The following is a 25222-nucleotide window of genomic DNA, read 5'->3' on the forward strand; positions in this document are numbered from 1 at the left end:
CCAAACTGGCTCGGCAGCCTTTGTTTCGTGATCAAACAGCCTTGGGCTAGGCGAATCACCGCACCCATGGCGCGCGTGTCACAGTGCCGACTCCAGGCCGAATCCCCCACCTATTGACCTTTCCGTAACGACTGTTCTAGCGTCGGCCTCAGCCAGTGCTGGCCAGGGGGAGGCAGGACGCAGCCCCCGTACATTCAGGCCCGACTGCGGGTGCCTCCGTGCGGTCCGCCGTGCCTAATCAATTCTTGGGGAAGAAGTCATGGAACAAGTCAGCATTCGTCGACCCTTGGCGTGGATGATCGCCATTGCAGTCCTTCTCAGCGGGTTCTTCGCAGCCTCCCTCAACAGGGCCTGGGCGGCCCCTGAAGAAGGGGTTGCCGACATCAAGGGGTTCTTGTCGACGAACCCCACGGGGAACCTGGCCACCTGGTCCGAGGACCTCGGAACGGTGGGAGCGTTGGCGCTCCCGCTGCCCCTGGTGACGTCGTCGCCGGGGGCATTGCTGGGTGTGGACGACCTCATCCAGAAGGTGGTCGTGGACACCCTGTCCGGCGTCGAGAACTTCACGGACCTGACCACGGGCACCTTCCCCTTCACGCTTCCTGACGGGCGCAGCGGCACGCTGATCACGAACGCCACGCAGGTAGGCGCCGGCTGGCGCGTCGACTTCACGGCGACCGTGAACCGCACCGTCACCGGGCTGGATCTCCACCTCGCCGACGACGCCACCGGCGTCGACCTCTCCGTCACCGGCGGCGTTTCCGCCGCGGTCACGGCCCAGCTGAAGTTCAGCATCCAGGAGGACGGCAGCGGCGGGGTGTGGATGATCCATGACACCGCCCCCGCAACCCGGTCGCCCCGTCTCGACATCGACGTGGACGCCACGGTGACGGCTAACGCCAAGGCCGCCGTCGGCATCCTCGGTGTGACGCTGACCGCCTCATCGCTGTCCGTCAAGCACCACACCGTCGCCACCTTCAACGACCCCAACAACGACGGCAAGCTCGCCTTCGTCGGCAACCAGGCAGAACTGGCGGCGGCCGGCTCGCTCGAGGGCCTCGTGCAGGCTGACCTGGACGTGGACAGCAAGAGTTCCATCTCCGGCCAGTTCACCCTCGGCGCCGACACGTCCGTGGCCATCCCTGGCTTCCCGACGACGGTCAATGCAACCGTCGCCGTCAACTGGCCCGACATCACGCAGGGTGCGCCGCAGGTCACCGCGACGGGCTTCGATGCCACTCTCGGCAAGTTCCAGAACATGAACCTCCAGAACCTCGCCGACGGACTCGCCCGCGTGATCACCGCCATCAACGCGATCCAGCAGCGCAACTACGACTCCGGCGGCGTGCCCACCGGCAACCTGGACCTGCCCTTCATGCGCGGGACCCTGGCCGATGTCATCGCCATCGCCGAACCGCTGAAGGCTTTCCTGGCGGACAACGTCTGGTCCGACGGCGACCCGGCGAGGCTGGGCACCCCCAAGTTCAGCTCGCTGCAGGACCTCCTGACCAAGCTCAACGCCAGCCTCGACCTCGGCACCGTCAGCTGGGATTCCACCAACAACAAGTTCGTCATCCCGCTGGAGTTCTCGGGCACGGCCTCCGGGAACCTCGACAAGGCCGCCGAGGACCTGTCAGGCACCAGCAGCACCTTCACCGACACCACCATGACCGTTTCCGGCACCCCCTGGGCGGGCCAGGACCTGTCCGGGCGTCGGGTCGTCGCCGGTTCATCGGGCGGCGAGATCGCCAGTAACACCGACAACTCCATCACCCTCACCGGTAACTGGGCACCCACCACCCCCACCGGCACCGTCAACTGGGTCATCTCGGGTCCGGAGGAGCGCACCGGCGCCATCACGTTCGCCGATGAACTCACCAACGACGACGGCGCGGGCATCCTCGGCGCGAACGCCGAGGCGAGCGCCGCAGTGGTGAGCGCAACCCACAAGGCCACGGTCACGATAGTGCTCGACCTGAACGATCCAGTGACGGGAATCGCCTGCGCGCCGGCGGACAAGGCCGGACAGCCCTGCCCGTACGAGACCACCGTCGCCGGCATGAAGATGCAGGTCGACGAATGGCCCCTGCCCACCGACCGGGTGATGCTGCGGACCGGATCCACCATCTACACCGCGGACTTCCCGATCGAATCGACGATCGACATGCAGGCCCGTGCCGGCTTCTTCAAGGTCAACATCAAGGGCGACCTCGTCATGTGCCGCTCCAGCCAGAACGACGCGTGCAGCGACACCGGCACCGACCCCATGGTCTCCATGGCACTGAAGCCCATCGGCGACGCGCAGCACGACATCCGGCTCAGCAAGCTCGTCAGCATGCTCGTGACCGATCCCGGCGCCGTTCTGACCCCCGACATCAACATCCGCGCCAAGGCGACGGCGAGCATCACCGTGCCGGAACTCGAGGGCTTCATCGGCAACGACGTGACGTTCACCCTCAACTGGACGGATCTGACCGACCCCGAGACGCTCGCGTTCACCGCGCCGAACTTCTCGAAGCTCACCTCGCTCGATTTCTCCGTTGACAACCCCAAGGCGTTGTTCAACATGGTCATCAAGCAGCTGCAGACCCTGGTGCACAACATCGCCGAGGCCGATCCCGGCACTGGCAGCGACGCCTACAACACCAAGCTGCCGGGCATCGGCCGCTCCCTGCGCGATCTGGTCCTCAGTGACCAGGCCAACGGCGACGCAGGCGTCACCTACGGCACCAAGACCCTCGTCGACAGCACCCGCACCGCCGCCGCAGCGAAGTTCACCCAGGCGATGGTGGGCCGCGCGATCACGGTGGGGACGCAGGTCAACATCGTCGAATCGGTGAGCACCGACGGCACCACGCTCACCATGGTCAAGGACTGGGACGCCCTCCCGGTGGCCGGCACGCGCTACACCGCCCGCGCCGCGCTGCTCGACGCCGTCGACTGGCTGGTGGCGAACAACCCCGACACCATCCAGGACCTAGTCACGCAACTCAACTCCAGGCTCGGCGGCACACCGCTCTCGGTGGCCTACGTGCCCGGGACGGCGCCGGCGCCGGCCAGCCTCGTGCTGAAGGTGGCCTGGGACCGCAGCTACCGCACCGACACACCCATCGCGGTGGACCTCGGCGCGCTCGGCGACGTGGTCACGGTCAAGGCGACCGGCCAAGCACAGGCCAGCGTCACCGGCTCCGTGAAGGTGGGAATCCTGGTGCCACTCAGCACTGCGGATCCGGGCTTCAAGGTGATGGAGGACTCCAGCATCTCGGTGCACGCCAACGCCTCCGGCGAGGGCGTCCTCATCGGCAGCCTCGGCCCCCTGTCGCTGTCGCTCGGCGATCCCTCCGGCGCTGAAGGCGCCGAGAAGGCCAAGGTCGCCGTCGATCTCGGCGTGCGCATCGGCGTCGACGGCGCCACCGCGAACAACCCGGTGGACTGGGCGACGTTCATGGCGGGCGCCGGCGTGAAGCTGAACCCCACGGGCATGACCACTCAGAACGTCACCTGTGAGACGGGCATCACCACCCCCCTGATGGCGTGTGCGAACGTGCCGCTCTTCGCCAAGGGCGTGAGCGATTACACCTCTGTGGGTGCCCTCAAGGTGCGCCTGCCGCGCTCGTCCGACCTGGGTGATCTGCTGCCCAGCGGCAACCTGCCCGCGCCCGACGACGCGCTCAAGCAGCTCGACATCCCGGCTGATCTCGCCGCGCGCATCGCCGCTGCGGTGCTGGACTTCGGCCAGTTCGAGCACGGCCTCGACAGTTACCTGGCCACAGCTGAGGTGGCACTGCGGGCGGCCTCGTTCGAGGGCAAGCTGCCGCTCGTCGGCAAGGACCTGCAGCAGGGCGCCGACTTCCTCGGCACGCTGCGCACCACGCTGAAGAATGAGGTTCTCGGCGGCCTGACCAGCTTCAGCCCCAAGGACTGGGTGGCAGAGGTCAACAAGCGCCTCGACGAGAAGCTCACCGCAGCCGGCCTCCAAGCGGTGTCCCCGCTGGTCGGCCTCGAGTGCAAGGCGTTCCTGGAGCCCGCAACGGGCCTGACGGCAGTGGCCGTGCCTGTTCCGGCGGCGGATGCCGTGAAGCAGACGTACGAGTACCGCGTCGTCGCCTATCAGGGCCCGGCGGATGCCAAGGAGGACACCGTCGCGAGCAGCGTGGCCTCCGTCGAGCAGGCTGCACTGTCCGCGAGCGTGGGCGTGAAGCTGGACTGGACTGCTGTCGCGGGAGCGACCGGCTACAAGGTGCTGCGCAAGCTCTCCACCGACGCCGAGTTCATGTTCCTCTTCGACGTGGGCTCCGCTCTGACCTACACCGACAACGGGACGGCCACAGCGGCCGCCTACACCCTCGTCGTCGAGAAGCCCCAGCTGATCGACTGCCCCGCCAACCAGGTGGGTGGGGTCACGCTCGAGGTGACAGTGCGCGATGAGTTCACCGGCGCGTCGCGTCCGCTGGACATCGGCATCCCCGGCCTGTCCCTCAAGGCTGACCCGGCGAGCGGTCAGAGCACCGTCAGCGTGGGCGCGAAGTTCGCGCTCCACCTGAAGGTGGGCCTGAACCTCAACGACGGCTTCTACGTGGCCACGCAGGACGGCTGGGACACCGTCGACGGCAACGCCGTGGCGAGCCCCGAACTGGGCGTCGAACTGACCGTGACCATGCCCGCCAAGGTGGAGGCGAAGCTCGCCTTCATCGGCGTGGACATCACCTCGGCCGGGGCGCCCGAGGTGTTCACCGGCCACTTCAAGGTGGATCTACACAAGCCCGGGCAGACCGGCAGTTGCTTCGCCGCCACCGACGCCCTGTGCGCGCCGAGCGACAGCGCCAAGCTGACGTTCGCCGATCTCAGCACGGCCTCCATGGGAGACCTGTTCGCAGTGTCGATCGGCGCCGCTGTCACCATCGACTGGGATATCGAGTCCCGGATCGAGATCGACGGCGACGACTCGCTCCTGCCCGGTGTGAAGGTCAACTTCGAGCTGGGCTGGACGATCTCCGCCGACAACGACGGCGGGTCGCTGCGATCCAGCGTCGGTACCCCGACGATCGCGTTCAACGACTTCCAGATCGACGCCGGCAAGGTGTTCTCGGACATCCTCGGCCCCATCCTGGAGAAGGTGAAGAGCGTCACGGGCCCCATCCAGCCGATCATCGACGCGCTCTACGCGCCGCTGCCGGTGCTGTCCGACGTCAGCAAGGCCGCAGGCGGTGGCGACATCAGCCTGTTCACCCTCGCGGAGACGTTCAGCACGCTCGCTGACGGACCCGACCTCACCATGGTGAAGCGCATCACGAACGTGATCACGCTGCTCAATTCGCTGCCCAAGTGCACCACCAGTTGCTGGGTGACGATCGGCAGCTTCGACGTGCTCGGCGACGAGGCGCTCGACACGACGCTCACACCGGACGTGGCCGGCAGCCTGATCACCGGTGGCGTGCCGAACGCCACCCTGCTGTCGGATCTCAACGGGAAGGCCGACGGGTCCGCGCCCGCCACCTTCACCGTTCCGGGGGGATCGGCGCCCGCAGGCAAGGCGAACGAGGCCGGCATCACGTTCCCGATCTTCCAGGAACCCACCAAGGCGTTCGCCCTGCTGATGGGCGGCGACATCGACATCGTCAAGTTCGACTCCGGCAACCTGACGCTGGGCTTCGCCTTCAGCCAGGAGTTCGGACCGGTCTACGCACCGCCGCCGGTGCTGCTGACCCTGTCGGGTTCGGCGTCGATCACGGCGCGTATCCGGGCCGGCATGGACACCTACGGCATCCGCAAGGCCATCGAGATGCGCGACACCGCCTCCGCGGGTGAGCTCGCGGTCAGCGTGCTCGACGGTCTCTACTTCGACACCAATGACGAGAACGGCAAGCCGCTCCCGGTGGTCACGCTCAAGGGCGAGATCGCCGCCGGCGCGATGGTCAGCGTCCTGGTCGTGTCCGTGGGCGTCGAGGGTGGGCTGGGTCTCACCGTCGGCCTCTACTGGAACGATCCGAACAACGACGGGAAGTTCAGGCTCACGGAATTCGTCCAGGCACTGGTGGTCAACCCGTTGTGTCTGTTCCAGATGTCTGGCCGGGTCTATCTGTTCCTGCAACTCAACATCAAGATCGGCGTGAGCATCTTCTCCGTGTCGTTCTCGGTGCGGTTGGTGGAACTGACCCTGTTGGACTTCACCGTGAAGGTGGACTGTTCGCCGCCCCCGCCCAACGTCGGCGGCGTGGTGGGTGACACGCTCTACGTCTTCACCGGCAAGCTCGGCACAGACTCCCACCGTGGTGCCCCGTGGGGCGCCAAGGCTGACGGCGACGCCGAGGTCATCAAGGTCACGCAGCTCCACTACGCGCAGACCACGGCCAACATCGACGGCACCGACGGCGCCTACGACGGCATCAAGGTGCAGATGCTCGGCATCACCCGAGAATTCCACGACCCGGGCATCAAGCGCGTCGTCGTGGACGGCACCAGCAGTCCCGTGCCGATGAAGCTGACGTTCAGCGGTGACGGCCAGCGCCAGACGGAGGTCACTCCGGAGGGCGCACCGCCGCCGGCAACCACGGCGTTCGACCGTGAGGTCGTCGTCAAGGGCACCGGATCCGCCGACCAGATCACGGCGGGCAACGGCCCGGCGTACATCGACGGCGCCGGTGGCGACGATGTCATCACCACGGTGGACTCCGGCCTCACGGTGAACGGTCTCGTCTCCAAGGCGTGGGTCGCCGGTGGCGCTGGTGCCGACAACATCACCGTCGGTGACGGCGACAACAAGGTGGCCGGCGACGCCACCCTGGCGTTCACCCAGAACACCTCTGCGCTCACCACCGTCAAGGCCGTGGACGCCGAGAGCGACCCGCCGGACATCCCGGTGGGGGCCGTGATCGCCTACGCCTCCGCGAAGGATCCGACGACCCAGGCCCAGGGCGACAACCCGGCTGGCGACACCATCCGCGTCGGTCTCGGCGCCACCAAGGTGCGCGGCAACGCCGGCGACGACACCATCTCGGTGACGACCAACACGCCGACGCTGAGCTCGAAGGGCAGCAGGCTCATCGGCGACGACGGCAACGACCGCCTCAACGGTGGGGCCGGCAACGACGTGATCTTCACCGGCGCTGAACTCGACTACGGCGTGGACGATGTCGGCTCCGACGACGCCGACGTGACGACGTTCAACATCGTCAACTCGGGCGAGGGCAACGACTTCGTCTGGGGCAGCAAGGCTGTGGATCTCCTGACCAGCGGCTCGCTGAGCAACCAGTCCACGCAGCTGGTGGGCGGCGACGCCAACGACGTGCTCGTCGGCGGCCTCGGCACCGACAAGCTCTACGGCGGCCCGGGCGACGACTACCTGTCGGCAGAGCCCGCCGTGGTGGGGGACCCCGCTGTGGATCCGCACACCATCGACGGCGTCACCTACGGTCCGCTCCGCAGCGTGACCGCGCTCGCGCTCCCGCCGGGAGCGACGCCCAACACCAAGACGCTGGTCGGCGGCCTCGGCAACGACCACGTGTTCGGTGGCGACGGTGCAGCGCTGATCTACGGCGACACGTTCATCCAGACCGAGCAGTGCAAGGCCGGCGCGACGGTCACCTCAGATCCGGTGGCAGAGTCGACGACCGCCGCCACCGGCGACGGCAACGACTTCATCATCGGCGGCAAGGGCGTCGACACCGTCTCAGCGGGCGGCGGCGACGACCGCGTGCAGGCAGGCGGCGGAAACGACCTGGTCTGCGGCCAGCATGGAAGCGACAAGCTCGACGGCCAGGGCGGCGACGACCAGCTCTGGGGCGGCGCAGGGGTTGATTCCGTCTGGGGCGGCGACGGCGAGGACGACGTGTTCGGCAACGCCGACAACGACTTCCTCTACGGCGGCAACGGCGCGGACGTCATCGAGGGCAACGCCGGCGATGACTGGGCCTCGGGTGGTCACGACGACGACCTCGTCGTCGGTGGCACCAGGGCGGCAGGCAAGGCCGACGGCGCCGACCAGCTGTACGGCGACCAGGGTCGTGACCGGTTGATCGGCGACAACGCCACGGCGGCCGCGCTCAGCGTGCCCGTCGACCTGGCGACAACGGACCAGCCGTCGACGCTGGGTGGCAAGGACACCGTCTGGGGCGGCGACGACAACGACACCGCCTTCGGTGGTCTCGACGACGACACGGTGTACGGCCAGGGCGGTGAAGACCACCTCGAAGGCAACAACGGTGCAGACACCGTCTTCGGCGGCGCCGGCCACGACATGATCGTGGGCGGCTCGTGGGAGGAGGCCTCGGCGGGCATCGGCCGACCCGACGCCGGCGACCGGCTCTTCGGCGAAGAGGGCGACGACCTCATCGCCGGCGACAACGCCATCATCTCGGTGGTTTCGCTTGCGCCGACCCATCAGATCCTGCGCAACCGGATCACCGACGGGCGCTCGATCGTCCCGCTCGACCTCGGCGACGCGCCGACGGCGGGCACCTCAGGGGCGGACGAGGTCTACGGCGGCGACGGCACCGACGTCATCCTGGGCCAGGGCGGGCATGACCGCCTGATCGGCAACGCCGGGGCAGACCTCATCGAGGGCTGGGCCGGGACGGACTGGATCGAGGGCAACGACGGTGACGATGATCTCATCGGCGGCTCCAGCTGGGCGCTGTCCGGCACGGGCGACACGACCGTCGGGCAGCCCGACGTGGCCGATGCCATCTTCGGCGGCGACGGCGACGACGCACTGCTGGGCGACAACGGGCGCATCACGCGTCCGTCGACCGGCGAGGCGAGCATCGCGGCGCTCAAGCGGATGGGCTCCGACGGCGGCAGCCTGGTCACGGCACGCTGGGTCGAATGGTTCGATCTCGCGGCCGGTGGCGCGGCCACCCGCTACGGCGACGACCGCCTCAGCGGCGGCGACGGCGTTGACGGCATCTGGGGCCAGGACGGCGCAGACGTCATCTCCGGCGACGGCGACGGCGACTACATCGAGGGCAACGGCGGCGCGGACACCATCCGCGGCGACCTGCCGATCGGTGAGGCGTCGGCCAAGACGCCCGGGGCCACGGTTCTGGCGGATCCCGGGTGGCCGGGCTCGGCGAGTGCCGCAGCCCAGCTGATGGGACCGGGCGCACCCGACGGCCAGGACGACATCATCGGTGGCAGCTCGCGTCGCGCATTCCGCGACACGGGCGACATCATCGAGGCCAACGGCGCCGACGACGTGGTCATCGGCGACAACGGCACCCTGCTGCGCAAGCTCCAGGGCATGCCGGGCGAGCTCGTCGAGGCGGTGTTCACTGAGCGCTACCCGATCGGTGCCGTGCCTTCGAGTGCCACCGCGGTGCGGGTCTCCGATCCGGCCTCCGGCGAGCCGACGACCAGGTTCTGCAGCGCGAGCGGTACCACCTGTGAGCCGGTGGGCGCCTTCGGCGACGACGTCATCTACGGTGACGACGGCGACGACGGCCTCTGGGGCCAGGACGGTGACGACACCATCCGCGGCGGCAACGGCAACGACGAGGTCTACGGCGAACTGGGCAGCGACGAGCTGTACGGCGAGGCCGGTGACGACGCGATCCTGGGCGACCGGGGCGGCGTGAAGACCACCTACCTCGACGATGGCCGCGGCCCGGCGGAGTTCACGGTGTCGCTCAACCAGCCGCCCGCCGAAGCCTTCACCGGGTTCCGTCGGGGCACGCTGGATCGACGCATCGACCTGCTGCACGACACCGACGGTGGCGTGTTCCTCGGCACCGGCAACCAGGCCACCATCGCCCATCCGGGCACGGTTGAAGGTGGCCGCGACCGGATCCGTGGTGGGCTGGGCTCCGACGTCATCGACGCCGGCGCTGACGACGACCTGGTCAATGGCGACTCCGGCGGTGACCGGATCTTCGGCGGCAACGGTGAGGACGTCCTGTGGGGCGGCCGCGGGTGTGACCCGTTGGCCGACGCCGCAACGACGGACTGCCTCAGCAACGGCGCGTTCGACGCGTCATCGCGAGGTGACAACGACCGGTTCGTCGACTTCGTCTTCGGCGGAGCGGGCGAACTGGACACGGCCAAGCAGGACGTCATCGGCTCGGACATCATCGACTGGGCGCCGCGTGGTGGCTTCGCCAGCTGCACGACCAGCGACTGGCCGGTCGACCTCGGTGCACAGGTGGTGGACCCGTGTGCCTGGTTCGAGATGACCGACACGGCCGACGCCGATGCGGTCAACGACCAGCACCACCAGGGTGTGGACTGGCTCTACGGCGGCCTCGACAGGGACGTGCTGCAGGGTGACGTGACGGCCAACGGCCCGAACGCCGGTGACCGGCTGATGGACACCACAGGCGCGTTCAACCTGTACTCGCACTGCAACGCTGCCTACGGCGGCTTCAACGACCTGCGGGTTATGTCGCCGGCGGTGCGCGACTTCGTGCACCAGCTGGCGTGGACGGCCGGCGCCGGCCAGACGGTGGGGGATGTGACCACGAAGGGCACCTCCGCCTTCACCGAGACGGCGATGGTGTACAACACCGACATGAAGCGGGCGGCAGGACCTGCCTACCCGAACACGCCGGGTCACTTCGACATGCCGGCCTGCCAGCCGTAACCGTCGAACGGTCGGCCCCACCCCTCCTTCGGGCGGGGTGGGGCCGACCGCTGTGCTCAGGGCAGTTGGTTCCGAGGTGAGGTTCAGGTGGTCCCGAGTGCGCCGGTGAGGTCGGCGTCGGGCGAGTCGACGATCAGGAGGCGCACGAGGCGGTCCCTGACTCCGACGGTCTCTGACCACACGGTGCCCAGGTTCCGGCGCCCCACCCAGGTGTCGTCGGTGGCGCTGACCTTCTCCGTGACGGTGCCGACACAGGCCTCAGCCTGACGCAGCCACTCGGCGAAGTACGCCGAGGCGTCGGTGGCGGTGGCGAACTCGAGCGTCAGGCCCACGCCGGCGTTGCCTGCGTCGTCGCTGAGGTTGCCCTCGAGGGCCGCCACGGGCTGCGGGTAGGGGCGGATCTCCGTGCAGCCCAACGCGACGGCGGCGTAGGCCGAGTGCTCCGGCGAGGTGGCGTGCACCCAGGTGTCGTTGCCCATGAACCCCTCGTCGGGGCTGCCGGGCCTGGCGGTGGGCCGCCATCCCTCGGCCGTCGCGACGTCACCGGGGGCGAGCCCGCCGGCCGTGCTGGGCGCCGGTGCGGTGGGCGCCGGGGGCGGCTCCGAGGGCGGAGCGGCGGTTCCCGCGGAGGCGCTCGAGGCCGGGGTTCCTGCGGGGCTGGGGTCCACCGTCGGCGTGGCGGTCGATGGAGAGGGCTCGACGGTGGGCTCAGCGCTGGGCGTGGAGGTGGGCCCGGCGGCCGTCGAGGTGCTGGGCGTGGGTGGGGCCGCAGTCGGTTCCGGCGTCTCCGGGGACGGGGCGCACGCCGACAGCAGCGCTGCCACCGCGAGCGCCGAGTGCCGCGCGAACCTGGCGCTCATCGCTTCTCGAAGTGGTGCCAGTCCCACCCGGAGAACCAGCTCCAGCCGTGCGACTGGAACGCCTTCACGGGGGCGCTGGTCGTGGTGAGCATGCCCGGCACGACGGGGGTGCGCTGCACGTGCGCGGTGCTGGGGTGCCACTTCCCGGTGGGGTCGCGGTACGGGTTCTGCCACGGGTTGACGTCGACCGCATAGCCGTAGCTGTGCGGCGACATCGCATACGGGTTGCCCACCACGCTGCGGCAGTTGAAGCCCGAGGTGTTGTTGGCGGCCATCATCGCCAGGTCGTCGCCGCCGAACACGTTGGGGTTGGTCATCTGATAGACCGGGAAGCCGGCCTCGAACGTGCGCCGGAAGACGTCGGCCACCTCCGCCGCGCGGGAGCGGCGCACCACGATCTCGCCCCGGTAGACCCGCCCGTCCATCGACTGCTGGTTGATGCGGATGGTGCTCAGGCCGCTGGGGCCCACTGGGCAGCCGCTGCGGTACGTGGCCGACACCTCGGCGGCCGTGGTGTTCGAGATCACCGGGTTGGCGATGCGGGCCCGCTCGATGCCCAGCGACGCGCTGCTGGGGATGGTGGACCCCCAGGGGAGATTGGCGCACATCCTGACCTGCGTGGTGCCGAGCGTGCCGAGCCCGTGCCGGTAGGTCAGCTGGTAGCTGCCGTCGGAAGTGGTCCGTGCCTCGCCGGTCTTGAACCAGCCGCCAGGCACCGCCGCGTAGGCCTGGACGAGGAGGTCGCCGATGCCGGGGGCGACGCGGCCTGTGATGGTCGCCGTGCCGAGCGGGTCGATGCGGGTGGCGGAGGTCAGGCTGACGTCGGCGCGGCGGAGCTCCACCGCGCTGGTCGCCTCGCCTCCCGCAGAGGTGACGACGAGGGTGGCCTGGCCGACGAACCCGCCGGCCAGCGTGGCGGTGAAGGCGCCGCCGCTGAGGGTCGCGGTGGAGGAGGAACGCACCACACCCGCGGCGTCGCGCAGCTCGACGGCGGCCGCGGCTCCGTCGTCGCCGCCGCTGACCGTCCCGGTGACCTCGATGTCGCCGAGGCGGTCGTAGAGCACTCCCGTGGGATACACCGGGTGCTGCACGGACCGGATGGTCACGGATGCGGCCAACGCCTGTTGGGTCGCCTCGACGAGCGGCTCGGCTGTGTCCGGGGGCACCGTCGACGCTGCGGTGCCCTCCGTAGCGGTAGCTGCCTCCGAGGGCTCCGGGCTTCCTGAAGCGGCCCCCGGATCGGTGTAGCGAAGGCCGCCGACCGCCGAGTCCGGCTCACAGAACGAGGCGACCACCCCGGAGTCGGTGAAGCGCACGATGTTGTTGAACACCCACTGACCGCGCGCCACGTAGCCGCCCGAGGAGCCGCGGGTGTACGTCGTCATCCAGATCGACGACCGGCAGGCCCCGCGGCCGGTCCACTGCGTGTCGCACTCGGTCTTCCAGCGTCGCCCGCCGCTGGTGTGTTCGCCGGGCGTGGCCAGCACGTTGCCCACCCACTGCGCCCGGGGGGAGGGTTTGTAGGTGAGGTTGTTGAAGGTCCAGCCGTACTTCTCGACGTAGCGGCCCGCGCTGTAGGTGACGGTGGTTGCCTGGATCTCGGTGCGGCACCGCTCCACGGTGGAGGAGTACGGCTCGCAGGTGGTGCGCCACTGTCGACCATTGAGGGTGTGCGTACCGGGGGTGGTGTAGACGTCCAGCGCGACCGCGGTGTCGCTCGTCGGGACGATCAGGAACCCGAGCGCCATCAGCAGGCCCAGCAGGCCGGAGCCCAGGGCACGTCGTCGTCGCAGAGGCCACCTCATCACGTCACCCTAACAGCGGCACCGGATCACGTCATCCCGTTGTGGTGACTGACCTCGAGCCGGTTGAGGTGCTTGTCAGGCCCAATTGAGGCCGCGTCGGGAGACGAACCGGCGGGGTTCGCCGTCGACCGGATCCGGGAATTCCAACGAATAGGCCAGCAGGCGCAGCGGGGTGGAGAAGTCGTCGATCTCCGTGGGCAGCACGTCCGGGTAGAGGGGGTCTCCGAGGAGGGGGATGCCCAGCTGGTCGAAGTGCGCGCGGATCTGGTGGGTCTTCCCGGTGAGCGGCCGCACCTCGTAGAGCGCGTGGCTGCCGCGCACCTCGACGAGGTCGATCTCCGTGAAGGCGTTGGGTTCGCGCTCCAGGGTCTCGGCCTGCATGGTGCCGACGCGCTTGATGAGGTGCGACTCCACGCGCCGCGGGAAGCTGAGCCCCTCGTCGAACGGGGCGATGGCCCGGTACACCTTCACTGCCGTTCGTTCCGTGAACACGGAGTGGTAGGCGGCGCGCCAGCGCTTCTCGGTGGTCATCAGCAGCACGCCGGCCGTGCCGCGGTCCAGGCGGTGCGCGGCGGACAGCTCCGGCAGGTCCAACGCCTGGCGGGCCTTGACCACGGCGCTCTGCACCACGTGCCGGCCGCGGGGGATGGTGGAGAGGAAGTGCGGCTTGTCCAACACGACGATGCGCTCGTCGCGGTGGAGGACGGTCAGTTCGCCGGGGACCTCCGCCTCGTCGCGGAGTTCGCGGTGGAACCAGACGAAGGTGTGCGGGCGGTAGACCTCGCGCCCGGTCCACGGCCGGCCTCGGTCGTCGACGAACGCGCCGCGGGCGAGCATCTCGTCGACGTCCTCCGGCGAGGTGGCGAGTTTGTGGACGAGCCATTCGCGCATGGTGGGCCAGGGGAGGGCGTTGTCAGGATCCCTGTCCGGGGTGCGCACCCACGCTGCCTGCAGCCCGTGACGGGGCGGCAGCGGCGACCTGGGTGGCATGTTCTCCTCCGAATTGGCGGCGAGGGTGGGATTCGAACCCACGGAGCGTTGCCACTCGGCCGCTTTCAAGGCGGCTGCACTAGTCCACTATGCGACCTCGCCAGTGCCCCACCATGGTAGCGGGTGACGGCAGGTAGGCTCAGCCCCATGCCTGAGACGGTCTACCTCATCCAGCCGCGTCCCCCCGTGCGGGCCTTCGCGATCGCCGCCGTGAGCAGCCTGTTGGGCGCGGTGCTCCTGGTCGCGTCGCTGAGCTCCGGCTGGCATGTGCTCTGGGCGGTGCTGGGAGGCGTCGTGATGGTGACCGGGCTGGTCCTCCTGGTGCTGGCCTTCACGTCGATGAGCCGCCTGGCGGTGGAGGTCACGTTCGACGACGACGGCTACCGCGTGCGCGGCCGCGAGGTCGAGGGCGAGGGCCGCTGGCTCGACGTGAGCAAGGTCACCCAGACCCAGAGCGGCACCCGGGTGACCATTCATCACGGGCACGAGCGGGCCACCTACCTGATGTTCCCGGGGAACGACCCGAAGCAGGTCGACGATGTCGTCACGGATCTGCGCGAGCGTCTCCGCACGGTCAAGGGAATTTAGGCCCCGACTACTCGGCTTCGCCGTTCCACGCACACGCGTCGGCGACGGTCTGCGCACCCTCCTGCAACTCCTCCGGCGTGCCGGAGGGCGACGGTGACGCCGTGGTCTCTTCTTCGGCGGGCGCCGGCGTCGAGGGGGCTGCCGAGGTGGGGGCAACCGACGTGGGCGCGACCGCTCTGGGCGTGGGCGACGGCGGGTTCAGCGCGTCCTCGACGGACTGGCGCATCGCCTCGAAATCCGGATCCGCGTACGAGTAGCCGTTCTTGCCCGGCGAGTAGACCAGCCGCTGCACCTTGGCGTCCTTGACGCGGAACGCCAGCTGCACGAAGGCCTTGAGGTCGCGCTGGGGGATGTCGGTGGTGACCATGTGGGACGCGGCCTGCGCGATGCCCTCGTAGCTGGTCAGCATCGTGGCGGGGTTCGCCTGCTTGATCACCGCGTCGATCAGGCACGACTGGCGCGCCATGCGGGAGTAGTCCGACGTGGTCTTGCGGCTCCGGGCGTACCACATGGCGTCGTAACCGTTGAGGCGCTGGTCCGGGCCGGGCATGAGGCAGCGGTCCTCATCGCGGCAGTTGGTGGCCGTGCCCTTCGGCAGCGGCTCGTTGATGTTGACGACGACTCCGCCCATGGCGTTGATGAGCTGCTGGAGGCCGTCGATGTCGAGCATCATGAAGTAGTCGACTTCCAGGCCCGTGATGCCCTCGATGCCTTCCTTCAGGGCCTCCGCGCCGCGGTAGGTGTTGCCCTGCAGCAGGTTGGGGTAATCGAGTTCCACCTTGGCCCAGATGCTGTTGACCAACCATTCCTCCTCCGGCTCGCCTCGGAAGCCCCGGGGGAACGCCTCAGCCATCTCCGAGTCCTCCGGGAACGGCGTGTACTGCACGTTGCGGGGAATCTGCACCAGCAAGGTGTCGCCGGTGGCCGTGTCGATGGAGGCCACCATGATGGTGTCGGTCCGGACGCTGTACTTCTCCACCTCGTCCGCGCGGGCCTCGTTACCGTCGGCGCCCAGCAGCAGCACGTTCACCCTGGGGACGTCCTTCCAGGGGTCCACCTGCGGTTCGGTGGCCAGCGTGGGGCGCGAAGTGGACTGCACGCCGCCGTCGCCGGAGTCGCCGCCGGGGCCGAAGACCCTCTCGACCAGCATGATCTGGTCGTGCGAGTAGCGGGCGCCCAACGCCGACGGTGCGCTGACACCGAACGCCAGGGCGGCCACGATGGCGGCGCCCAGGAGCCTGCGCCCGTGCTGGAGGCCGCCGGGGCGGGTGGCGATGTGCGTGGTGGCGATGAGCGCCACCCACACCAGGCCCAGCACGATGAGGGAGACGCTGGCGCGGTTCAGGAAGTCGGGGTCGACGGCGATGCTGGCGAAGCTGGCGGTGTCGCGGAGCGCCCAGTTCAGGAAGTAGAGGCCCAGAGCCAGAGCGCCGAGCGCGGTTGCCGCGCCGACCACCTTCAACCAGCGCTGCGGCGCGCCCAGCAGGCCGGAGCCGGGCAGGACAGTCGACGCGGCGGTGAGCAGCATCGAGGTGCGCAGCTTGCGGCGCTTCACCTCGTCGGGATGCAGCGCCGCCCCGGGCTCTTCGATGGGGGTGCCGCCGAGCGTCACAGCCGGGGGAGTGGGGCGCGGCTTCGCGGTGGGACGGGGCTTCGGTTCCTCGCCGAACGGCACGTCGGCCCACTCGTCGCGGGCCTGCAGGGCGCGTTGCGGGACGGGCGTCGGCTTCGAGGTGGCGCGGAACCAGCTCTGGTCCTCCAAGCGGGAGCGGTGCAGCGCCGACGTCTCTTCCGAGCCCTCCTCGGGCAGGTCGAAATCAGGCTCGTCGCCGAGGCTGTAGCCCCGTCGCGGCTTGTCGTCGCTCATCCATGCTCCCTGGGTGGTCCTGCGCGCCAGTGTAACCCGCACTGTTTTGGCGCTCACCATTGTGCTCGGCTAGGCTGGTTCGGCACTGGAGGTGTCGCCTAGTCCGGTCTATGGCGCCCGCCTGCTAAGCGGGTTTCGAGCTTCAACTCGATCGCGGGTTCAAATCCCGCCACCTCCGCCAGTGAACCAGAACCCCCCGTCCCGGGGGTTTCTGCGTCTTCGGGGGCACCTCGCCGGCGCGACGCTCCACGCCACTGTGCTCCATGCCCGCGGCCCTAGGCTGAAGCCATGGCTGGTCTGACTGATCTCGGCGCGCTGCTGCGCGACCTCTCTTCCTCCGTGCGCGACGGGCGCTTCGTCTACGTGCTCCGGGCCGACGACACCCTCGACGACTACGACTGGGAGGCGCTCGAGGTGGAGGCCCAGGCCGTGATCGTGGAGGTGGAGGGTCGCACGCTGATCCTCGAGGAGGAGGTTGCGCTCGACTACGACAAGCAGTTCGACGGCGTCTTCGGCTGGATCACGCTCGAGGTGCATTCGTCCCTCCAGGCGGTGGGGCTGACCGCCGCCGTGTCCACCGCCCTCGCCGGGGCCGGGATCAGCTGCAACATGCTGGCCGGGCTGCACCACGACCACCTCCTGCTGCCCATCGACAGCGTCCCCAGCGCGCTCGAGGTGCTGGAGCGGCTCACCTCGACCCCGTGAATGTCCTCCAGATGGTGTCACCCTGCCCGAATCGGTGGGGGTGACCCCATCTGAAGGACAGTTACCTGGTGAGCCCGCGTTCGTGGGCCAGCAGGTACTCCTTGCGGTCCACGCCCCCGGCGTAGCCGACGAGCTTCCCTGAGCTGCCCACCACCCGGTGGCAGGGCACCACGATGCCGATGGGGTTGCGGCCCACGGCCGTGCCGACAGCACGCGAGGCCGACGGGCGACCCAGTGCCGCGGCGATGTCGCCGTAGGTGAGCGTCTCGCCGTAGGGGATGGCGGCCATCTCCGACCACACCGAGCGCTGGAACTCCGTGCCCACCGGGTTCAGCGGCAGGTCGAAGACGGTGCGCTCACCGTCGAAGTACTCGCGCAGCTGCTGGGTGACCTCGGGGAGGGCGTCCTCCACCCGTTCGCCGAACGTCTCCGGGCCGGGCGCGTGCCGGTGCTCGCCCATGTAGATGGCCGCCAGCCCGCCGTCGCGCTCGACGATCGTGAGGGCGCCGATGGGGCTGTCCATGATGCTGTAGGTGCTCATTGATCCTCCGGGTGGCAGGCCGGACGGCCCGGGATGGTGTTGACGGCGTGGGGTGTGAGGGCCCACAGGTACTGGGTGGCGTAGCTGCGCCAGGGGCGCCAGGAGTCGTTGCCTGCGAGGCCGATGCCGAGGGACTCGGCGCCGCGGACGACGCCGAGGTCGGTGGCGGGGAGGGCGTCGGGGTCGCCGAGCCCTCGCATCGCGATCATCTCGATGCTCCAGGGACCGATCCCCTTCAGGCCGGCCAGGGTGCGCCGAGCCTCGGCGCGGTCGGCCCCGACGCCCAGGTCGAGTTCACTCCCGGCCAGCGCGCGGGCCAGCCGACGCAGCGTCTGGCGGCGCGAGTCCGGGAAGGCCAGCGCCGAGTCGGGAACCTCCGCCACGTCCTCGGCGGTGGGGAACAGGTGCGTGAGTCCCGGGACGGGGGTCTCAACGGCGGCGCCTACCGCCGCGACCAACCGCGCCGCGTGGGTCTGGGCCGCAGCGGTGGACACCTGCTGCCCGAGGACGATCCGCACGGCCAACTCGTCACCGTCGACGCTGCGAGGGATCCGGCGACCGGGATGTTTCCGCACGAGCGCGCCCAGGCGGGGGTCGCGGCCGAGGTGATCGGCGACGGCGTCGGGGTCGGCGTCGAGGTCGAGCAGGCGCCGCACCCGCGAGATGGCGGTGGGGAGTTGCGAGACGTCGGTGAGCCCGAGACGCGCACGGATGTTCCCGGCGCTGGCCGGCCACAGCGACACCACCCCGTAGCCCGAGGGGAGCCGCAGGGTCCGGTGGTAGGCGCCGTCGTGGAAGGACTCGCCGCCGGGGATTGCGGTCGCGATGAGGTGGCCGAACACGTTGCAGGGGCAGAAGGGGGTGCGGGTGGGGAGGGTGAGGTCGACGAAGGTCAGGCCCCCACTCGACGGCGTGGGCCGCCGTCGGGTGCGGGCGCGCAGCTCGGTGGGGGTGGCGGCGTAGACCTCGGCGATCGTGGCGTTGAACGAGCGGAGGCTGGAGAAGCCCGACGCGTAGGCGACATCCGTGAGGCGCAGGTCGGTCGCCTCCAGCAGGGTGCGCGCGGTGTGCGCCCGCCGCGTGCGGGCCAGGGCGACGGGCCCGGCGCCCACCCCGTCGGCGAGGAGTCGCTGCAACTGGCGCGGCGAGTAGCCCAGCGTGGCGGCCAGCCCCGGGACGCCCTCCCGGTCCACCACGCCGTCGTCGATGAGGCGCATGGCCCTGGCGACGGTGTCGCCGCGCACGTCCCATTCCGGCGACCCCGGGGCCGCCCCCGGGAGGCAGCGCTTGCATGCGCGGAACCCGGCGGCCTGCGCGGCCGCGGCGGTGGGATAGAACCGCACGTTGCCGGCCTGCGGGGTGCGCGCCGGGCAGGAGGGTCGGCAGTAGATGCCGGTCGACGTGACGCCGGTGTAGAACACCCCGTCGAAGCGCGCGTCCTTCGCGCGGATCGCCCTGAGGCAGGCGGCTTCGTCGGTGTGCATGCCTCCAGTGTGGCTGACGACGACTGCCTGAACTAGCAGGAATGCGACACGACGGTGACGCGGATTTCCGTGGACGAGGCCCCGTTTTGGCGAATCGGCGAAGAACCGCGTATAGTCTCTTCTTGCCCAAGCGCTCGTGGCTCAACGGATAGAGCATCTGACTACGGATCAGAAGGTTGCAGGTTCGAATCCTGCCGAGCGCGCCAGCAAAAGGCCTAGCCAAAGGCTTGATGGAAAAGATCGGGACTCCCTCGGGAGTCCCTTTTCGCGTTCATGGGGGCAACCATGGGGGCAACCAGCTCGGGAACAGCTTTCGAGCCCGATCATCCCGGCCCGCCCCCGCCAGCGTTCGGCGTCGTCCCGACGGCGCCCTCACCCGAGGGCGTCCCGACCCAGGGAGGACGAACATGGCACGCAAGCGCGGCAACGGCGACGATTCGATCTACAAGAGCGGCGGGCGCTGGTACGTCCAAGGCTCCATCGACGAGGGCGATCGCACGGTCAGGCGCAAGGTCAGCGCAACCACCAAGAGCGCAGCACTGGCCAAGTGGGCCGAGCGCAGGGCGGACGCGGCGCGCGGAGCTCAGCGCCACAGCGAGTACAAGACCGTCGGCGAACTGCTGCAGCACTGGATCGACGTACGCTCCCTGGAACTGCGCTACACCACCGTGACCGGCTACCGGCACTCGATCGCGAGCCACCTCATCCCCTACCTCGGAGCGATGGAACTCAAGGCCGTGACCGCTGCGAGCGTCGAACACTGGCAGTATCAGCTCAGCGCAGGGAAGAAGCTGTCCTACTCCGCCGTCCATCAGGCACGAGTGATCCTGAAGCAGGCCTTCGACATGGCGGTCCGGCACAGGGTCCTGGCGGGCAACCCCGTCACCATCGCACGCGCACCCAAGAAGAAGGCGACCCGCATCGACCCCATGACAGAGGCGCAAGCACAGCAACTGCTGCGATCCATCGCTCACGACGACGCCCACGCCCGGGTCCGGGTCCTACTGGCCATCACCCTCGGGCTGCGCCAGGGCGAACTCCTTGCCCTGCGCTGGAAGGACCTCGACCTGACCTCCTCCGAGCCGCACCTTGTCGTTCGCGCCAGCCTCCAACGCCAAACAGGCAAAGGCCTCGTTCGGGTCGAACCCAAGACCGAGAAGTCTCGACGCACAATTCGACTCTCCGGCCCGCATCTCGACGCACTCAAGGCACTTGCCCTGCAACAGAAGGCGCTGCGTCTCAAGGCGGGCGGTACCTTCAACCCGGAGGGCTACGTCCTGGTGAGCAGCACCGGCACGCCGATCGATCCAGCCAACGACCGCAAGCTCTGGCTGCGACTGCTGAAATCTGCAGGCCTGCCGAGCTTCCGGGTGCACTCTTCGCGCCACACGGCGGCCACCCTCCTCCTCAAACAGGACGGGCTGCCGCAGGTGCAACAGGTCCTCGGCCACTCCACGGTGCGGACCACTGTCGACATCTACGGTCACCTCACTGCTGCAGACTGCGCCATGGGTATCGCGACGGTCACGGCACGGCTCACCAGCTAGAAGGCCGCGAACCCTCTGACTCCACGCACCGGAGGGCTGCTGGGCACCCCCACCCTTAAGCGTGGTCTCGAAGGCGGACCTCCAGGGCGCAGACCCAGGCAGCGCCCCCGAGCCGAGGCAGTGGCCTCCGTGCAGGGGCGCCACGGTGCACTGTTGGAACCGGGGCGAGGATTGGTGCTATGGCATCTGATGTACCTCTGGTGGTGCCAGTCAATCTAGCCTATGATGCTGACTGGGGGACAATATTGACATGCTAGAGGGTGGGACGAGTGTCCGGAGGCCCGCTGGCGGCAGAAAGGAAGGGCCAATGATGGAAGTCCAAGAGGAGATCCTTGCTACGGTGCGGAAGGCAGGCGACCTCGAGTCCCGCGTGAGGACCATCGAGGTCGATGGCGTCAAGGTCGTGGAGATGCGCGACTTCATCCCCTCACTGGGCGAGTACGGACGGGGCTACTGGATCCCGGCCGATCGAGGGACCTTGACCACCATCGCGCACGCGCTCCTCCAGGCAGCAACCGAGGCCGACTGATGGCCAACTGGGACGAGGGCCTCGCTGTCCGCTGCTCCAGTTGCCGACGTGCGGTCGCTTGGGCCGCGAAGCCCGTGATTCTCCGCAATGAGGTCTTCTGCTCGGACTGGTGCCGCGACGAGCCGCCTGCCACAACGATGGTGGACCGCAATGACCAGTGGGTCTTCCTCACCACCTACGGTGGCAAGAAGCCCCTTCAGGTAGCCAATCTCTACGGCGTGGCTCACAGCCTCGTCTACCGCACCCTGAGCAGGCTCAAGAGCAAATAGCCACCGCCACACAACGTGCAACGCCCTCCCTAGCCGGGAGGGCGTTGTCATTTCTCGGCACAGATCGCCCCCGCCCCCGCCGCACAGCTGGCAGATGTGAGCGCGACACGCCGAGGCAACGCTGTCTCATGGACAAAGTGCGAACCGGGGTCTACTGTTACACCTACACCCGTTGTACGAGTGTCAACGAGGAGGTTCCTGGCGCTCACTGTTCCGTCGTAATGACATTGTAACAGCGCGCGTATGGGTCACGCGTCGACGCTTACCGAGGGATGGTCGCGTTTTGAAAAGACTATGAAGGGAAATTTGATGAGGGAGTGCTTCACCTGCCGCAAGTGCGGGAAGGCGTGGCGCGGAAGCAGGGCTCAGCACTGCCCTGCCTGCCACGAAACGTTCGGCGGCGCTTACACGGCGGACCGCCACAGGATCGGCCGCCACGGAGTCCATCGTGGACCGAAGCGGCGGAGGTGCAAGACGCCGCGAGAGATGGAATCGAACGGTTTCCACCAGCGGCACGGCAAGTGGGTCCGTAGCGTGTCGCAGAGCCTCGCTCTGCGCACCACCAATGGAGACGGAGGTGCAGAGATGGGTGCGCCCACGCTGGGGCGCCGGAACAACCCGGTGTCTGCAGGGCGGAGCCAGCCGACGTCGGGTAGCAGGTGCCATGGCTCGGAACGGTAACGGCGAAGGCAGCACCTACAAGTATGACGGGCGCTGGTACAAGCAGGGGTACATCGACGAGGGAAACGGGCTCGTCCGCCGCAAGTCCAGCGCCAAGACCAGGGCGGGTGCCCGTGAGGCTTGGACAGCGAGGCTCGAGCGGGCGGAGAAGGGCTCGCGCAGGGTAGGGCAGCCCAGGAACATCGCAGAACTGCTGGAGGTATGGCTCGAGAGGAAGACCCCCGACATCCGCTACTCAACCATCACGGGCTACCGGCACACGATCGATGCTCACATCGTCCCGCGTCTGGGGTCACTGCGCCCGACCGAGCTCACCGTGGCGGCGGTCGAAACGTGGCAGTTCGCCCTCAGCCAGCACCTCGCCAGCTCCACCGTGAGACAGGCGCGCAGCATCCTCAAGCAGGCGTTCGACATGGCCGTCAGGCACCGGGACGTCCACCTCAACCCTGTCACGAGCGCGGTCCCGCTGAAGAAGAGTGCGTTGAGGGTCAAGGCTATGACGGAAGGGCAGGCCCGCACGCTCCTGGGGTCGATCCCGCCCGGCGAGCATCAGACTCGCGCTCGCGTCAGCCTGGCCCTCACCTTGGGCCTCCGCCAGGGGGAGTTGCTGGCGCTCACGTGGGATGACATCGTCCTGGACGGGCCCGAACCGCAGCTACAGGTGCGTGCCACGCTCCAAAGGCAGACAGGCAGGGGGTTGGTGCGGGTAGAGCCTAAGACCGAGCGATCCAGGCGTTCGATCCGGCTCTCGGACGGTCAGGTCAAGATCCTCAAGGCGCACCGGGCTGCACAGCTTGAACGGAAGCTGCTCGCCGGAGGCTCTTACAACGCTGAACGGTTCGTCTTCGTCAGCGGCAAGGGGACGCCCATCGATCCAGGCAATGACCGGCAGGCCTGGTACAGGCAGTTGCGCGCCGCGGGGTTGCCCGAATTCAGGGTCCATGCCGCGAGGCATACCGCGGCCACCCTCCTGCTCAAAGTGGGGCTGGACAGCAGTCGGGTGCAACAGATACTCGGCCACTCCAGCATCAGGACCACCATCGACACCTACGGTCACCTGAGCGTGGCCGAAACCGCCGAGGGGGTGGCAAAGGTAGCCGCGCTCCTCGCAATCTGAGGCCCATCAGGGACAGCAATGTATGGCGCCACGAGCGACCGGGGGCCTTCGCCGCCGGTCCAGAACATCCACCCCAGTTCACCCAGACAGAACCCCCGGTCCACGACACAGTGGAGATACAAACAACGCACCATCCCAAGGAATGAAATGTTGACCACCTCAGCACAGCTCTACACCATCGAACAGGTCAAGGAATCCCTCGCAATCGGAAAGACCCGCATCTATCAGCTCATCCAGAATGGCGAGCTGGAGAGGGTCAAGATCGGAAGCTCCACCAGGATCCCTCGTTCATCGCTGGAGAACTACGTCGAAAAGCTCCGGGGCTCCTGAGCATCCCCAGCGCCCCTCACCCCGGAGCCTCTCTCCAACCGCCCTTCACGAGAAGAACACCCATGCCCAATCAGCTGAACGTCACCGAGATTGCGAACTTTGACCGCGACCTCCTGATCCGCACCCACGTGAACCCACCTGTGTTCAGGGCTGGTCAAACGGACGAAAACTGGCCTACTTCGCTAACTAACAGCTCTATGAAAGGTAATAGGACTATGAAAGACAACATCAATGCAGTGATGGCTCATGACCCTCAACAGTGGGGTATCGATACGGTGCGTGTCTCCTTCGATGTAGCCTCCGACACCTCCCTTACGTTCTCTCCCTTCTGGACCCGGCAGAGTAGCCGAAATCGTCCAGGGACAAATACGCAGGATGAGATCTACGTCGGCGCCATCGCCACTACCGGGGGAGACGTCCGCGTCAGCTTGTACCCTCAGAACAATGTGTGCACGCTCGAGTTCAACGCGGCTCGCCTCCTGCACCAGAAGTCCAGCAATCTTGCGGACCCGGAAGCCCTGCCGCTGCTGGTAAAGACCTTCATCGAAAAGGTCGCCCACGTCGCAGGCCCCACCTTCGTCACGATCGACCCCAACGGGGAAGAGATCTGGGACGCGGACTGGCAGGATCTGGTTCGCGTGAAGCGCCTGGACATCGCACGCAACTTCGACGTGGCGTCACCCGATTTGGTCAAGGCCGTTCTCCCCAAGGTGCAGCCCGCACATGGCAAGAGCAAGGTCGAGTACAACTCCGCTCGGAGTGGCTGGACCCTCGTCAACGCCACCAAGCAGTCTGGAATGGACCGGCTCTACGACAAGACCGCCGAGCTCGCAACGCATGGGATCACCGAGAGCTTCATGCTCTCCGGAGGGCGGCAGTTCCGCTTTGAAGCGCAACTGCAGAAGGACCGTCTGAACGGATCAGGCCTGGCCAAGCTCTCCGGGGTGACGAGTGCGAACTGCTGGAACGCGCTCAGCAAGCGGTGGAGCGCCACTCGATGGGGATCCCCGCTTCCCAGCTCGACAGGCCTCCTGGAAGCCCTCAGCAACCTACCGGACCTCAAGAAGCGGCGCCTCGTCGGGGACCTGTACCTTGACGCTGCAGGAATGGCCCACGAGGTGCTCAGCCCATCCCAGCTGAAGCAGTACAGGGCAGAAGCTCGGAGGTTGGGCATCGTCCCTGGGACGCAGGTCGAGTTCCTCGGTGAAGCAGACCAGCACCTCGATCTCGAAGCGGGCGAGCTGCGGCCTTGGACCCCGCCGTGCACGTCTGCTGCATGAATAGCGGCGTGCTCCCTCCGCTCTGACGTCGCCTGTATGCGGAGTCGCCGCAGCGT

Annotated in this window: 16 protein-coding genes and 3 tRNA genes; 12 read left to right on the top strand and 7 right to left on the bottom strand. The window is 68.2% G+C overall.

What is annotated here, in order from left to right; all coding sequences use genetic code 11:
- Window positions 1–295: 295 nt before the first annotated feature.
- Complete coding sequence (locus ACX1DX_RS11840) at window positions 296–10573, top strand: calcium-binding protein (protein WP_459396762.1); 10278 nt, start codon at window positions 296–298, stop codon at window positions 10571–10573.
- 83 nt (window positions 10574–10656) lie between these two features.
- Here the strand turns inward: ACX1DX_RS11840 and ACX1DX_RS11845 are convergent, their stop codons facing one another.
- The 4 genes from ACX1DX_RS11845 to ACX1DX_RS11860 all read right to left on the bottom strand — a co-directional run bounded on the left by ACX1DX_RS11845 (window position 10657) and on the right by ACX1DX_RS11860 (window position 14330).
- Window positions 10657–11433, bottom strand: coding sequence for a hypothetical protein (locus tag ACX1DX_RS11845; RefSeq protein WP_459396763.1), 777 nt, complete (start codon window positions 11431–11433; stop codon window positions 10657–10659).
- Window positions 11430–13238: a M15 family metallopeptidase gene (locus tag ACX1DX_RS11850; protein ID WP_459396764.1), complete on the bottom strand. Its 1809-nt coding sequence runs from the start codon at window positions 13236–13238 to the stop codon at window positions 11430–11432. Before ACX1DX_RS11850 ends, ACX1DX_RS11845 begins: the two co-directional genes overlap by 4 nt.
- Before the next feature lie 75 nt (window positions 13239–13313).
- Window positions 13314–14129, bottom strand: coding sequence for a pseudouridine synthase (locus tag ACX1DX_RS11855; protein ID WP_459398217.1), 816 nt, complete (start codon window positions 14127–14129; stop codon window positions 13314–13316).
- Between the two features lie 113 nt (window positions 14130–14242).
- Window positions 14243–14330: transfer RNA gene (locus ACX1DX_RS11860), tRNA-Ser, on the bottom strand.
- A gap of 45 nt (window positions 14331–14375) precedes the next feature.
- Between ACX1DX_RS11860 and ACX1DX_RS11865 the strand changes: the two genes are divergently transcribed.
- On the top strand, window positions 14376–14816 hold the full coding sequence (locus tag ACX1DX_RS11865) for a hypothetical protein (RefSeq protein WP_076064170.1): 441 nt from the start codon (window positions 14376–14378) through the stop codon (window positions 14814–14816).
- Window positions 14817–14823: 7 nt separating this feature from the next.
- Here the strand turns inward: ACX1DX_RS11865 and ACX1DX_RS11870 are convergent, their stop codons facing one another.
- A complete protein-coding gene (locus ACX1DX_RS11870) occupies window positions 14824–16683 on the bottom strand; it encodes an LCP family protein (protein WP_459396765.1) in 1860 nt (619 codons plus the stop codon).
- A gap of 87 nt (window positions 16684–16770) precedes the next feature.
- On the opposite strand from ACX1DX_RS11870, the gene ACX1DX_RS11875 reads away from it, so the two are divergent.
- Together ACX1DX_RS11875 and ACX1DX_RS11880 are read left to right on the top strand one after the other, a co-directional pair.
- Window positions 16771–16864 (top strand) — tRNA-Ser (locus tag ACX1DX_RS11875).
- A gap of 107 nt (window positions 16865–16971) precedes the next feature.
- On the top strand, window positions 16972–17388 hold the full coding sequence (locus tag ACX1DX_RS11880; protein WP_459396766.1) for an ACT domain-containing protein: 417 nt from the start codon (window positions 16972–16974) through the stop codon (window positions 17386–17388).
- A gap of 61 nt (window positions 17389–17449) precedes the next feature.
- Here the strand turns inward: ACX1DX_RS11880 and ACX1DX_RS11885 are convergent, their stop codons facing one another.
- Window positions 17450–17929, bottom strand: coding sequence for a methylated-DNA--[protein]-cysteine S-methyltransferase (locus ACX1DX_RS11885; RefSeq protein WP_459396767.1), 480 nt, complete (start codon window positions 17927–17929; stop codon window positions 17450–17452).
- A complete protein-coding gene (locus ACX1DX_RS11890; RefSeq protein ID WP_459396768.1) occupies window positions 17926–19413 on the bottom strand; it encodes an AlkA N-terminal domain-containing protein in 1488 nt (495 codons plus the stop codon). The genes ACX1DX_RS11885 and ACX1DX_RS11890 overlap by 4 nt, the downstream gene beginning before the upstream one ends.
- A gap of 130 nt (window positions 19414–19543) precedes the next feature.
- Between ACX1DX_RS11890 and ACX1DX_RS11895 the strand changes: the two genes are divergently transcribed.
- The 8 genes from ACX1DX_RS11895 to ACX1DX_RS11930 all read left to right on the top strand — a co-directional run bounded on the left by ACX1DX_RS11895 (window position 19544) and on the right by ACX1DX_RS11930 (window position 25166).
- Window positions 19544–19619, top strand: a tRNA-Arg gene (locus tag ACX1DX_RS11895).
- Window positions 19620–19820: 201 nt separating this feature from the next.
- Window positions 19821–20960: a tyrosine-type recombinase/integrase gene (locus tag ACX1DX_RS11900; RefSeq protein WP_459396769.1), complete on the top strand. Its 1140-nt coding sequence runs from the start codon at window positions 19821–19823 to the stop codon at window positions 20958–20960.
- A 307-nt stretch (window positions 20961–21267) separates the two neighbouring features.
- Complete coding sequence (locus tag ACX1DX_RS11905) at window positions 21268–21489, top strand: hypothetical protein (RefSeq protein ID WP_459396770.1); 222 nt, start codon at window positions 21268–21270, stop codon at window positions 21487–21489.
- The gene (locus ACX1DX_RS11910; protein WP_459396771.1) at window positions 21489–21758 is read left to right on the top strand and encodes a hypothetical protein; all 270 of its coding nucleotides are present in this window, start codon (window positions 21489–21491) and stop codon (window positions 21756–21758) included. Before ACX1DX_RS11905 ends, ACX1DX_RS11910 begins: the two co-directional genes overlap by 1 nt.
- Before the next feature lie 309 nt (window positions 21759–22067).
- Window positions 22068–22439: an FDXHR family putative zinc-binding protein gene (locus ACX1DX_RS11915; RefSeq protein ID WP_459398218.1), complete on the top strand. Its 372-nt coding sequence runs from the start codon at window positions 22068–22070 to the stop codon at window positions 22437–22439.
- The gene (locus tag ACX1DX_RS11920) at window positions 22423–23556 is read left to right on the top strand and encodes a tyrosine-type recombinase/integrase (RefSeq protein ID WP_459396772.1); all 1134 of its coding nucleotides are present in this window, start codon (window positions 22423–22425) and stop codon (window positions 23554–23556) included. Before ACX1DX_RS11915 ends, ACX1DX_RS11920 begins: the two co-directional genes overlap by 17 nt.
- Window positions 23557–23703: 147 nt before the next feature.
- The gene (locus tag ACX1DX_RS11925) at window positions 23704–23886 is read left to right on the top strand and encodes a helix-turn-helix domain-containing protein (RefSeq protein WP_459396773.1); all 183 of its coding nucleotides are present in this window, start codon (window positions 23704–23706) and stop codon (window positions 23884–23886) included.
- A 62-nt stretch (window positions 23887–23948) separates the two neighbouring features.
- Entirely contained in the window at window positions 23949–25166 is a 1218-nt protein-coding gene (locus ACX1DX_RS11930) for a phage/plasmid replication domain-containing protein (protein ID WP_459396774.1), read from the top strand.
- Window positions 25167–25222: the final 56 nt, after the last annotated feature.

The sequence above is a fragment of the Tessaracoccus zhenghani genome (assembly GCF_054552775.1).

Excerpts from the sequence above, each read along its gene's own strand:
- ACX1DX_RS11900 (WP_459396769.1), top strand. The coding sequence starts at position 19,821 with ATGGCACGCAAGCGCGGCAACGGCGACGATTCGATCTACAAGAGCGGC.
- ACX1DX_RS11885 (WP_459396767.1), bottom strand. The coding sequence starts at position 17,929 with ATGAGCACCTACAGCATCATGGACAGCCCCATCGGCGCCCTCACGATC.
- ACX1DX_RS11870 (WP_459396765.1), bottom strand. The coding sequence starts at position 16,683 with ATGAGCGACGACAAGCCGCGACGGGGCTACAGCCTCGGCGACGAGCCT.
- ACX1DX_RS11845 (WP_459396763.1), bottom strand. The coding sequence starts at position 11,433 with ATGAGCGCCAGGTTCGCGCGGCACTCGGCGCTCGCGGTGGCAGCGCTG.
- ACX1DX_RS11880 (WP_459396766.1), top strand. The coding sequence starts at position 16,972 with ATGGCTGGTCTGACTGATCTCGGCGCGCTGCTGCGCGACCTCTCTTCC.
- ACX1DX_RS11920 (WP_459396772.1), top strand. The coding sequence starts at position 22,423 with ATGGCTCGGAACGGTAACGGCGAAGGCAGCACCTACAAGTATGACGGG.
- ACX1DX_RS11915 (WP_459398218.1), top strand. The coding sequence starts at position 22,068 with ATGAGGGAGTGCTTCACCTGCCGCAAGTGCGGGAAGGCGTGGCGCGGA.
- ACX1DX_RS11840 (WP_459396762.1), top strand. The coding sequence starts at position 296 with ATGATCGCCATTGCAGTCCTTCTCAGCGGGTTCTTCGCAGCCTCCCTC.
- ACX1DX_RS11855 (WP_459398217.1), bottom strand. The coding sequence starts at position 14,129 with ATGCGCGAATGGCTCGTCCACAAACTCGCCACCTCGCCGGAGGACGTC.
- ACX1DX_RS11890 (WP_459396768.1), bottom strand. The coding sequence starts at position 19,413 with ATGCACACCGACGAAGCCGCCTGCCTCAGGGCGATCCGCGCGAAGGAC.
- ACX1DX_RS11930 (WP_459396774.1), top strand. The coding sequence starts at position 23,949 with ATGCCCAATCAGCTGAACGTCACCGAGATTGCGAACTTTGACCGCGAC.
- ACX1DX_RS11910 (WP_459396771.1), top strand. The coding sequence starts at position 21,489 with ATGGCCAACTGGGACGAGGGCCTCGCTGTCCGCTGCTCCAGTTGCCGA.
- ACX1DX_RS11850 (WP_459396764.1), bottom strand. The coding sequence starts at position 13,238 with ATGAGGTGGCCTCTGCGACGACGACGTGCCCTGGGCTCCGGCCTGCTG.
- ACX1DX_RS11865 (WP_076064170.1), top strand. The coding sequence starts at position 14,376 with ATGCCTGAGACGGTCTACCTCATCCAGCCGCGTCCCCCCGTGCGGGCC.
- ACX1DX_RS11925 (WP_459396773.1), top strand. The coding sequence starts at position 23,704 with ATGTTGACCACCTCAGCACAGCTCTACACCATCGAACAGGTCAAGGAA.
- ACX1DX_RS11905 (WP_459396770.1), top strand. The coding sequence starts at position 21,268 with ATGATGGAAGTCCAAGAGGAGATCCTTGCTACGGTGCGGAAGGCAGGC.